General features: G+C 38.9%; 13 protein-coding genes. 5 read left to right on the top strand and 8 right to left on the bottom strand.

Annotation, left to right across the window (positions count from 1 at the left end; translation table 11 throughout):
* Positions 1-17: 17 nt before the first annotated feature.
* The 6 genes from DACSA_RS16035 to DACSA_RS16010 form a co-directional block, all read right to left on the bottom strand.
* Positions 18-551, bottom strand: a complete 534-nt coding sequence (locus tag DACSA_RS16035) for an NADPH-dependent FMN reductase (protein WP_015230756.1) — start codon at positions 549-551, stop codon at positions 18-20.
* A gap of 136 nt (positions 552-687) precedes the next feature.
* Entirely contained in the window at positions 688-1,122 is a 435-nt protein-coding gene (locus DACSA_RS18410) for a TVP38/TMEM64 family protein (RefSeq protein WP_051017343.1), read from the bottom strand.
* Positions 1,123-1,516: 394 nt separating this feature from the next.
* Positions 1,517-2,227: a TVP38/TMEM64 family protein gene (locus DACSA_RS16025; RefSeq protein WP_015230755.1), complete on the bottom strand. Its 711-nt coding sequence runs from the start codon at positions 2,225-2,227 to the stop codon at positions 1,517-1,519.
* A gap of 120 nt (positions 2,228-2,347) precedes the next feature.
* Positions 2,348-3,361 (bottom strand): arsenosugar biosynthesis radical SAM (seleno)protein ArsS, encoded by a 1,014-nt coding sequence (gene arsS, locus DACSA_RS16020; protein WP_015230754.1) that lies wholly within the window; start codon positions 3,359-3,361, stop codon positions 2,348-2,350.
* 121 nt (positions 3,362-3,482) lie between these two features.
* The gene (locus DACSA_RS16015; RefSeq protein ID WP_015230753.1) at positions 3,483-4,637 is read right to left on the bottom strand and encodes a class I SAM-dependent methyltransferase; all 1,155 of its coding nucleotides are present in this window, start codon (positions 4,635-4,637) and stop codon (positions 3,483-3,485) included.
* A 175-nt stretch (positions 4,638-4,812) separates the two neighbouring features.
* Entirely contained in the window at positions 4,813-5,373 is a 561-nt protein-coding gene (locus DACSA_RS16010; protein WP_015230752.1) for a Uma2 family endonuclease, read from the bottom strand.
* 158 nt (positions 5,374-5,531) lie between these two features.
* On the opposite strand from DACSA_RS16010, the gene DACSA_RS16005 reads away from it, so the two are divergent.
* Positions 5,532-6,095, top strand: coding sequence for a DUF3172 domain-containing protein (locus tag DACSA_RS16005; protein ID WP_015230751.1), 564 nt, complete (start codon positions 5,532-5,534; stop codon positions 6,093-6,095).
* A gap of 24 nt (positions 6,096-6,119) precedes the next feature.
* Here the strand turns inward: DACSA_RS16005 and DACSA_RS21010 are convergent, their stop codons facing one another.
* Together DACSA_RS21010 and DACSA_RS16000 are read right to left on the bottom strand one after the other, a co-directional pair.
* Positions 6,120-6,293, bottom strand: a complete 174-nt coding sequence (locus tag DACSA_RS21010) for a hypothetical protein (RefSeq protein ID WP_156800825.1) — start codon at positions 6,291-6,293, stop codon at positions 6,120-6,122.
* 325 nt (positions 6,294-6,618) lie between these two features.
* Positions 6,619-7,272, bottom strand: a complete 654-nt coding sequence (locus tag DACSA_RS16000) for a class I SAM-dependent methyltransferase (RefSeq protein WP_015230750.1) — start codon at positions 7,270-7,272, stop codon at positions 6,619-6,621.
* A gap of 310 nt (positions 7,273-7,582) precedes the next feature.
* Between DACSA_RS16000 and DACSA_RS15995 the strand changes: the two genes are divergently transcribed.
* The 4 genes from DACSA_RS15995 (at position 7,583) to DACSA_RS15980 (ending at position 11,156) form a co-directional block, all read left to right on the top strand.
* Positions 7,583-7,789: a hypothetical protein gene (locus DACSA_RS15995; RefSeq protein ID WP_015230749.1), complete on the top strand. Its 207-nt coding sequence runs from the start codon at positions 7,583-7,585 to the stop codon at positions 7,787-7,789.
* 252 nt (positions 7,790-8,041) lie between these two features.
* Positions 8,042-8,491 carry a cyanase gene (gene cynS, locus DACSA_RS15990; protein WP_015230748.1) on the top strand — a complete coding sequence of 150 codons (450 nt, stop codon included), beginning with the start codon at positions 8,042-8,044 and terminating at the stop codon, positions 8,489-8,491.
* Positions 8,492-8,551: 60 nt separating this feature from the next.
* The gene (locus DACSA_RS15985; RefSeq protein WP_015230747.1) at positions 8,552-9,391 is read left to right on the top strand and encodes a formate/nitrite transporter family protein; all 840 of its coding nucleotides are present in this window, start codon (positions 8,552-8,554) and stop codon (positions 9,389-9,391) included.
* 226 nt (positions 9,392-9,617) lie between these two features.
* The gene (locus tag DACSA_RS15980; protein WP_015230746.1) at positions 9,618-11,156 is read left to right on the top strand and encodes a ferredoxin--nitrite reductase; all 1,539 of its coding nucleotides are present in this window, start codon (positions 9,618-9,620) and stop codon (positions 11,154-11,156) included.
* The last annotated feature ends 219 nt before the right edge of the window (positions 11,157-11,375 follow it).

Here is an 11,375-nt window from a genome sequence, read left to right as displayed (position 1 = left end):
TTACCTGAACCTGTATCTTATACGGTTTTCTCACTTAAAGCCTCACTCACTTCCACCAGACGATCGACCAATTCTGCGAGTCGAGTTTTAATCGTTTCATCCACCAATGTTCCTTCTACAAACGCCTCAGAGGTAGCGTAAACAAAGCGAGGAATAATCAAACAACGAAAGTCTAACATTAAACTATTCGCAAACGGCATTACAGACATATAACTCCCTTGTCCACCCGCCGCGCAAATAAATCCCACCGTTTTTTCTTGCCAAGATTTACCCGTAAGCTCTAAAAAGTTTTTAATGTTGGCATTAACATCATAATTATAAATGGGCGTTGCCACTAAAATTCCTGTTGCTTCTGCGATCGCTTCTGCTAGAGGAGGAAGATTGGGATCAGCATAAGAACTTTTTCCGTCGCACATCGGAAGCGCTACTTCTCTTAAATCAAGCCATTTCGCCTCTTTACCATGAGCTTTAAATAATTGTTGTGCTTGTGCGGCTAAAATTTGGCTTTTACTTTCAGGTTTGAGACTTGCTCCAATAATTAAATAAGTCATATCATTTTTATCGCTTTAAATTCTGTATTATCTTATCTCAGTGCTGATTTTTTTAGCCTCTCCCTCAAGAGTGGATTTATTATTTTTTAGTCCTAATTATTCGTTCGTTTTCGGAAACCAATTGGAGCAGCGGAAACTAATACCATTTTGGAGAAGTCAAGTTACAGTAAATCCCCCCTAGCCCCCCGATGATTGGGGGGAAAAATGGGTTGGTGTGTAGCGCCAGTTTATCAAAATGGTATAACGCTAAAAAGCCCAAGGCAAGGAAAAAAGAAACTCGATCGCGCCCTTGTAATGCTTCCAGTCCACTTACTCCTAACCAAGTGTAGGCGAATGTTCCTAGAAGAATGCCAAAAAATGTTCCTAAAGTATAGGGAAACCAATGAATTGGCGTTAAACCAAATAAGAAGTTAATCAGGTTAAAAGGAGTAATGAGAACAAAGCGTAAACTTAACACAAAAAGTAAAGGATTTTCTTTAACTTCTTTGTGTAAATAGCCTAAAATTTGATACTGATTAAACTTGCTTTCTGCTAAATCTCGTAATAAATGGGGGTGAGGGGGCGAATCCAATCCCCCCAGAATTGGGGGCTAGGGGGCGAATCCAATCCCCCCAGAATTGGGGGCTAGGGGGCGAATCCAATCCCCCCAGAATTGGGGGCTAGGGGGCGAATCCAATCCCCCCAAAATTGGCAGGGCTGTTTCATTCTATTTTTTTGCCTTTTCCAGATGTTAGGAATAGCAGGGGTTTTACGGCTTTTTTGTTAAGAAAAAGCCAAAAAGTAAGAAAAAGCGTTCGATCGAACGTACAATAAGGGGTTCAGGCGATCGCATTCAATTTTGACCCCGAGAATGAAACAGCCCTGCCCAAAATTGGGGGCTAGGGGGCGAATCCAATCCCCCCAGAATTGGGGGCTAGGGGGCGAATCCAATCCCCCCAGAATTGGGGGCTAGGGGGCAAATGATATTATTCTACTGATGGATTTGCCTCAGTTTCCACTCTTTCATTCAAGGCTTTTTTAGCAATTTTTGTCACATAAACCGTTACCGCAACCGTCGCGATAAAACCAATAATTCGGAGCGCCCATTGAATTCCAGAAGGAGTCGCCACCTCTTCTGATCCTAAAGTTGCTAAATTTTTCGCTAATGAACCAACATAAACAAACATAATTGTTCCTGGCAAAATGCCCAATGTTCCGACGACATAATCCCTAAATGTCACCTTAGTTAATCCATAAGCATAGTTCAGCAAATTAAACGGAAATATAGGAGATAAACGAGTTAATAAAACAATTTTCACCCCTTCTTCCGCAACCGCTTGATCAATTGCTTTAAATCTGGGATTCCCTTCAATTTGTTTTTCTACCCAACCTCTCGCAATATATCGTCCGACTAAAAATGCCAAACTTGCGCCAATACTCGCAGCAATAAAAACATATAATGAGCCAAGAAAAACTCCAAAAACAACACCAGCACCAAGTGTTAGAAGAGATGCGGGGAAAAAGAGAACCGTTGCTACCATATAAATTACTATGAAAACAATGGCAGCCGCCGCACCTAAATTATTAATCCATTCTAAAGCATTGGTGAGCAAGTCTTGAAAATTTATAAAGCGAGTGGAAGCAATTAAAGCAGCAACAATCACAGCAATTCCTATGTATTTAAGTTTAGAGTTCATTAGTTTTCCTCCTAATAATTATAGCTGATTTTTATCCCCCCTAACCCTCCTCACTTCGCTCCGGTTTGAAAGGGGGGAATCAGAGATTGGTGAACCTTTGAAAGGGGGAATCAGAGATTTTCATAATAAAGCACCACCACAACTCGACCCACTTCCAGCAGTACAGCCGTAGCAATAAGGACGAGTTTGAATGGTTTTGATGATATCTAAATCGTTTAATTCTAATACTTTCGCAAGGGTTAAGTTTTCCCCGTCTGCGGTTTTTGCGGGGACATTTTCCATCTGATTGAAATCGCAATCATATAGATTTCCGAGATAATCGACAGAGAGTTCATTGCGACACATTAAACCAGAAACGGTTTCTGAGTTGTAATTATTTTCCAGAAATTTGAGATAAGACTGATGTAATTGATGACGGTGTAAAAAGTCTTTTACTCTCCCGATGGGAAGATTCGTAATTGTAAATAAATGATTGAACTGAATCCCAAAATAGCGTTCTAAATAGAGTTTATAATCTTGTTCTAGTTGGTCTTGTTTTGGCGGTAAACTAAATTGATCCTCAGTAATGGGAACGGGAGGATTATAAACTAAATCTAAGACTAAATTTGGGTCTTGACCATATCCTAATTCATTGAGCCATTGTAAGGCTTTAACCGATTGATTATAAACACCAGCACCGCGTTGTTTGTCCACATTATCTTCTAAATAACAGGGAAGAGAAGCAACAATTCGAGTCTGATTTTGGGCGCAATATTCGGGAATGTCTTGATAGCCTTTTTCAAAATAAATGGTGAGATTCGATCGAACAATTACCTCTTTATTTTTCGATCGAGCGGCTTCAACAATCGGACGAAAACCATAATTCATTTCTGGCGCACCACCCGTTAAATCAACCGTTTCAATTTGAGGAAAACGGTTAATGATCTCGATAATTTGATCGCAGATTTCTGGAGAAAGTTCTTCGGTTCGTTTTGGACTTGCTTCCACATGACAATGAGTACAAGCAAGATTACATTTTCTCCCTAAGTTAACTTGTAAAACGCTAATTTTGTCTTTAGTTAATGGCGTTTCAATTTTGTCAGCAAAGGGAGTAATTTGATGATGCTGTTTTGTTTCTGTTTTAACCAATTTCATCTCCTTTTTGATCGTATTCTTTCATTATCCCCGACGGAAAACCCATTCTCCTTCCTCCTGATCCTTAATTCCATTAAAATCAGAAGAAATGAATTTTTACTGAGATATAGATTAAACTTAACTAATTATTTAAACCCTTTGCAATTTCGACACAGGTGGTAAAATTTGCTTCAGTTTTAATCGCTTGTGAGTTAACATGAGTCTGACAGGTGCGGTAGCCTTGTTCTTGTAGTGCGTCGATTAAACGATCTCGTTTCGGTAAGTCTAACTTCCCTGCGTGACCAATGCTTTGTAAAGAATAAAAGTAGGGAGGAAGATCAGCTTCTGCTTTCATTACTTCTAGCAAAGAAACCGCCTCTGTCCAAGTCCAAGTTTTAGCAAGGGCGATCATTTCTTCTACCGTAGCGCGATCGTGCAATTTTCCCAACCACATCGGACCACTCATCACCAAACGTTCCCCATCATTGTGACATAACGCTTTCCCCAGTTTACGCCAGCTTACAACCTGATAATCGCGACAATGATGACAATATCCTAACCAGCCATAATTGTCTTCTGTGAGTTGTGGTTTCTCTATCAAGCGCATCATCAAGCGATAAGTTTCCCCTGTAAAATAGGCGAAAACAGGTTTCATTCCTCGTCCCAAACTGGCGGCGTGTTGTTGGAATTTCCCCATGATAACTCTTAAACCCTGTTCATGGGCTGCGGGATGAGAACGACTGTAAGCTCCATAATATCTTAAACTATTTTCTCGATCGTTTCCTGTTAATGAACGTCCATCGGTGCTGGTTAGATAAACTAAACCGCCGATTTTTGTTCCCCATAAAACTGTTGAAAGATAGGGAAAAGGAACACCAAAGCAGTCAACATCAATTAAGTCATAAAAATCAGAATGATTGTAACAATCAAAAAAGATACGATTTGCATCCGTATGAGTGATTTTATATTGGGAGGGTTGGAGAGAATTAGCTAAGTTACCCTTAAGAAGAGATTGTAAGTTGCGGTTAGCTTCATTCACCCAAACTGACTCAGCATCTGCTTCTAAGATATATCTTAATCCTCTCACACCACAGCCAGCCATTGCATCTAAAACACGCAGTTTTCCGATTTTTTCTTGGTGAATTTTTGCCGCTAAAATCCCTAAGTCTCGAACTTGTTTTGTTGTGGGACGATAAAAAGCATTTCCAATTTTAAAAGTTGCTTTTCCTTCCTTATAATCTTTGTTGAATCGGGGAAAAGAAGTGGAATTATTGTTTAGCGCGAATCGATCGTTCATAATTTTAGCTAGGAAGATAAAATGTAAGTATTATCCCCCCTAACCTCCTCACTTCGCTCCGGCTTTGAAAGGGGGGAACAATGAGTAGAACGTAGGTTGGGTGAAGCGAAGCGAAACCCAACACAGACAAATCGTAGATTTATCTTCGTAAGGGGGGAAACACCTGATCTTGATCTTAGGTGGGAAGATTAAAAACATCAGCAACGGATAAATTTAAGGTTCTTAATCCTGCTAGAATCGGTAAACAATCACCTTTTTCTTTTAAGTCTGGTTGTTCCCCTTGAGGAAAAGTGATAATTTTTTGTTCATAGACATCAATTAACCATCCTAATTGTGTTCCTCTTTGTAAGCAGATTAGAATGTTATTAATGGTGCGAGTGGAATGATCTTCAGTGGATAAAAATTCAATGATCCAATTGGGAATTAAATCTCGATCGCGCACCAGTTTTCCGTCAGCATCAACGGGAAAATTATTACTACTAAAAACCGCAAGATCAGGGACGATCGAATAATTGTCAAACGTACAACGTAAATTCGTAAAAGCTCCCGCCGTTTTCTGTTTTTTCCCCGTTTGATTAATGACTTCTAAAAGACGATTTAAAACTCTTTCTTGTTTTCCTTTGAGGCGTGGTTTTTGGTAAATTTTGCCATTAATATATTCTCGTGCGGGTTGAATTTCTGGATATCGAAGAAACTCGTGTCGAGAAAGTTGGGAGGAACTTTGTAAAGGAGACATTAATTAATCTGTTATCGGTTACTATTTTTTAGGCTAACCGTTGATTATATAGCAATCTGTCCCTAGATATATCCTCATCGGAAAACTTAGCGCGATCGAGCATCACTGATTTAACATAGAAATAATAACCCTGCTAATGGAAAAAAATCAAAGACCAAATGACGCGAAAAACTAGAAAAAGACCCACTACTTCCCGTCGCTACTACGAAGACAACCCCCCTACCGAGTCGAACACTTCTACCTCTAAATTTAATGCGACTTACTGGGCAATTATCAGCGCTGTGTTTATTATTGGAATTGGTCTGGGGATTACGTTTAGTTCAGCGACAAACTTAAATTCCGAAAACGTTACCTCTACCGTCGCCATCGATCGAAGCGTTCCTAACCCCGAATTTTGCGCCCAATATGGTGCGAGTGCGGTGGTGACAGACATGAGACTTTACATGAGTTTGAGTCCCTTTAGTGTTTATGTTACCCAACCGAGAATGGTTCCAGGTTGTGTGATGCGTCGAACCAATTGGTCAGTTTTAGAAGATCAAAATTTGGTCAGTCGGGAACAAGTCCGCGATTGTAAAAACCGTATGAATACGTTTGCTTTTACAGGTAAATTAGAAAATTCTCCTAAAGTTGATTGTGTTTATCAAAACGATTCTGCGGGTAAGTTTTTTGGTAATAAAGGAAACGGCGGTTTTGTTCCTAGTCCCGAAAGAGATGACTTTTAATTTTTTCCTCAATCAGGAAATCAATTAATCGACTTGCAAAAGTGGCTCATCAAGATTAGGGGGAGGAGTGGAAGTTTCAGAATTTTCGACATTAGAACCCTGATTAGACGGTTGACCAATCAGCGTTAAAGCTAGAAATAAACCGAGAAAAAATCCTGTTAAAAACGTCCAACCATGAGAGGGATAAAGGCAACCCAATATTGGGGGGACTTCTTTATCCTAGCCCCCTAACCCCCAATATTGGGGGGACTTCTTTAAATTAGAACCGATCACACTAATTGTTGCGGTACGGTGACATACCCGCAACTAATCACTATCGTGATGTAGTTGGAGCTTCTCAGCGACTTGGGCTTACCAACGTTAGCTGAGCTGTTTTACTTCCCGCTTGCCCATCGGTAGAAGATTTTTAGAAATTAATTCTGTTTTGATTGGTAGGTGGCGATTAGCACTTGGTTATTTTACCCACTTGATAAATTATAACATAGATGGGCTGATTCATCTAGTGACTAAATTAAAATTGTAGTCATAGGATTCTCAGCCCTCTTGCTAAAACCGCATAAAACGGATCACTTCCTCCCATCCCAAACATCTGTAAAATCGAGGGGACAGATGGCTGCTTTTGAATCACTTCTGGTTCACTAAAGCCACCAACGGAGTTAAAATAACGTTTCACCAACTCCACTCGCATTGCTTCACTACCATCACGCCACGCTGCGATCGCTTTTTGATAGAACATCCGATTAGAAAAGCTAATAATCGCAATTCCACCGGGTTTTAATACCCGATGAATCTCAGCGAAAACTTCTTCGGGATACTGTAAATACTGTACAGAAACCGCGTTTAAGACTGCATCAAATTCTTGATCAGAAAAAGGAAAGGAGCGATTTTCGTTCAAGTTTTGAACCACATAATGATCTAAATTTGGGTTTTTTTGTAATTCTTCCTCGTTCATACCATGTCCTTCCACATGATCAAATTTGATGTCATCAGGAAGATGGGACACCCAACTACTCATCATGTCTAAAATGCGAGTGTTCGGTTTCAGTCTCTCTCGATATAAGTTGGTTAATTGATCAATGAATGACTCATCAACATGAGTCACTAAACGCGGGATGGCGTAAAAATCCTGATCGTTGCTTCGATCGAGCTTTTCCCGTTGTTGTGGTTGGAGTAACATCAGCCTGTCCTTAACATTCCTTTACACCTTTATGGTATCGGAATCGTCTTGGCGATCGTTTTCCGCCAGATTCTACATCAAAGCCATGCAAATCAAACATCATTAGAGAAAAATTGTCTAATTCAATACTAAATAACTAATCAATTTTTCTTAAGATTAATCAATGATAAAACGTAGGTTGGGTGAAGCGAAGCGTAACCCAACACAAATTCTAAGCAATTACCTGAACCTGATCTAACAATCATCGAATTTTTCATCTATGCCTCTCTCGTTAGGTGAAAATCATTTAACTTTATCTATCGGTTAAATTATGCTATCCAATCATCAACTTCCCCTTCCGAAAAATCAATTCATTACTCCCACAGTCAACCCAAACGATCGCCCTGAAAGTAATAATCAATTAAAAATTAATTGGACGATTATCAAATTTTTACTGATTTGCTTGAGTTTTGATTTGCTATTTTTTAGTTACTTTTGGTTGCTCGATCGCTCACTTTTATCACCTTGGTGCGAATGACTATATCATTACAACAAAAAACCGCTATCTTCCTCCTCACTTTGATGCAAAATTAGATTAATTTTGATGTTTAATTAGCATCTAAAAATAATCTTTTGTAACAAAGAACACGAAAAACGTCCAGTATTAATCGGTAAATTATTCTTAATTCAGATCATTCAGTTGATTTTTCTTCAATTCGTAATCACTGATACAATCTGAACCTAAACTGTAAGATAGCGTAAAGTAAATACAAACCATAGACTTTTAAAAATGAAAGACTTTCCAGAAATCACCAATAAACTCTTAGCTGCTAAAAAAGAAAAAGGTATCACCTTTGCTGACCTTGAAAAAGCAGTTGGACGGGATGAAGTTTGGATTGCTTCTGTTATTTATCGTCAAGCGAGCGCTGACAAAGAAGAAGCCCAAAAAATCCTTTCAGCATTGGGTTTAGAGTCTGATTTGCTAACAGAACAATTAACCGAACCTCCCTTAAAAGGATCGTTAGATAGTTCCATTCCTACTGATCCTTTAATCTATCGTTTCTATGAAATTATGCAAGTTTATGGAATGCCTGTGAAAAGCGTTGTCCATGAAAAATTCGGCGATGGAATTATGAGTGCAATTGATTTTACTTTCGATGTAGAAAAAGTAGAAGACCCCAAAGGCGATCGCGTCAGAATGATTATGGAAGGGAAATTTTTACCTTATAAAAAGTGGTAAATTACACAACCATTTAATTCAAATTCAGTTCATTAAAATGAAAATTAGGAGGATTTTTAAATGGATTACACTATACCTCGCGAAGTCATTAAAAAGATGGCACAAGCAGGGGACATAAAAGCTAGACTTTCCGTCAAGGATATGTTAATTCGTGGCTTTTATTCTGGATTATTATTAGGAATTGCCACTACTTTAGCGATGACAATCGCCGTTCAATCTGGGATTCCATTTGTAGCTGCTGTTATTTTTCCTTGGGGTTTTGTTCTTATTGTCCTTTTTGGAATGGAACTAGTTACTGGAAATTTTGCGTTAATGGCGACGGCTAAACTATCAGGACTAACCCGATGGGGATTGATTGTTAAAAATTGGCTTTGGGTTTACCTTGGTAATTTTTTAGGGTGTCTGGTTGCAGCCTTAGCAATTAGTTTTTCCCTAACCAATGCTTTTACAATCGAGCCCAATGAAGTAGCTCAGAAAATTATGTCAATTGCAGAAACCAGAACCATTGGTGTCAGTGAAATGGGAGCGAATGGTTTCTTACTAATGATTGTACGAGGAATCATCTGTAATATATTAGTTTGCTTCGCAGTCATGCTAGGAATTGTTAGTCAATCTGTTCCTGGTAAAGTCCTCACTTGTTGGTGGCCAATTATGACATTTGTTGCACTGGGTATGGAACACATTGTTGTTAATATGTTCTTTATTTTGACAGGATTCACCCTCGGTTCTCCCATTTCAGGAACAGAGATGGTCTTGTGGAATTTTTTACCAGTAACCATTGGTAATTTAATTGGTGGAGGGTTGTTTGTTGGCTGCCTATTTTATGCAACTTATAGTGAGACTCCCCAATCCAAAGTTTCCTCTGTTCCTGCATCAGAACCGGGAGCAGTAGAAAAGTAGTTCTTACAATGCTATTTTTCTACCGTAGGGGCGAACTGTGTTCCCCCTATTTCTAATTCTCTCTCCAGAATTGTGTACTTTTTACATTGTATTAATGTATTAATTGCATTAAACACGGTGATGCGTATCTTATGATACAGTTAACCACTATTATTTCCCTTTCAATAAGTCTTAGAGACGGGTAATTATTATTGTTTTACTTGAAGATTAAACACTCTAAATTGAAATGACTAGTACAGAGAAATCAGAGAAATCTCAAAATAAATTTGAAAAATTCAAAGCAGAAAAAGATGGGCTAGCGGTCAAAGAAGAATTAGAACATTTTGCCCAAATTGGTTGGGAAGCCGTAGATAAAACCGACCTCGAACAGCGCCTGAAATGGCTAGGCATCTTTTATCGTCCAGTGACACCAGGGAAGTTTATGTTGCGTTTACGGACTCCCAATGGGATTCTGACAAGCGAACAAACACGAACCTTAGGAGAAATTTTACAGCGTTATGGCGACGACAGTAGCGCTGATATTACCACTCGTCAAAATATACAATTGCGAGGCATTCGTTTAGAAGATATCCCAGAGATTTTTTCCCAATTACACGCAACAGGAATGACCTCTATGCAATCGGGAATGGATAATGTCCGTAATATTACGGGTTCTCCAGTTGCGGGGTTAGATGGAGAGGAATTAATTGACACCCGACAATTAGTCAAAAAAGTACAGGATATGATTACTAATTCTGGAGAAGGAAACCCAGAATTTACCAATTTACCCCGTAAGTTTAATATTGCCATTGAAGGGGGAAGAGATAATTCCGTTCATGCGGAAATTAATGATATTGCTTTTGTTCCCGCCTATAAAGAAGGGGAATTGGGATTTAATGTTTTAGTGGGAGGTTTCTTTTCTTCTAAACGCTGCGAAGCCGCGATTCCTCTTAATGCTTGGATTCCGCCGACAGAAGAAGCAGTGGTGGGAGTTTCCCGTGCCATTCTAGAAGTATATCGCGATCGAGGCTTGAGAGCAAATCGCCAAAAATCTCGTTTAATGTGGTTGATTGATGAAATTGGATTAGAGGAATTTCGGACATTAGTAGAAACCGCTTTTGGTCAACCTTTAAAATCCGCAGCCGCAGAAGATGTAATTGATTGGGATAAGCGCGATCATATTGGGATTCATCCCCAAAAACAAGCGGGAAAATCTTTTGTTGGGATGAATATTCCAGTAGGAAGATTAAGCACTGATGACTTCTTTGATTTGGCGCGTTTAGCAGAAGTTTATGGGGGAAGTGAAATCCGTTTAACAGTGGAACAAAATGTGATTATTCCTCATATTGATCATGATAAAATTGAGACCTTTTTAACTGAACCTTTACTAGAGAAGTTTAGCATTAATCCTGACCCATTAACTCGATCGGTGGTTTCTTGTACTGGCGCACAATTTTGTAATTTCGCATTAGTTGAAACCAAACAACAGGCTTTAAATATTGCTCAAAAATTGGACGCAGAATTAAACATTCCCAATGGCGTAAGAATCCATTGGACGGGATGTCCGAATTCCTGTGGACAGCCACAAGTTGCTGATATTGGTTTGATGGGAACAAAGGCGCGTAAAAATGGGGAAATGGTGGAAGCAGTTGACCTCTTTATGGGAGGAAAAGTCGGAAAAGATGCAAAATTAGGAAATCGAGTTCAAAAAGGAATTCCTTGTGAAGATTTGCCCGCAGTTTTACGACAAATTTTAATGGATCAATTTGGGGCAACACCGAAATAAAACAAGCATCAACTAAAAATAATAAAAAATTTTTTCTGTAGGGTGGGCATTGCCCACCCTACTACTTTTGGAAAATAAGATTACAAAATGCAGAATCGAAATAATTTTAATGCAATATAAACATTAATCGCAAAAAAATGTAACAAAGCATACGAAATCATTTAATAAAAATCAGTAAAGTGGTAGCCAAGAAATCTTAATTCTCAGAACAATTAAGCA

Source organism: Dactylococcopsis salina PCC 8305 (assembly GCF_000317615.1).
Classification (GTDB): Bacteria; Cyanobacteriota; Cyanobacteriia; order Cyanobacteriales; family Rubidibacteraceae; genus Halothece; species Halothece salina.
This window is presented reverse-complemented; position numbering and strand designations above follow the sequence as displayed.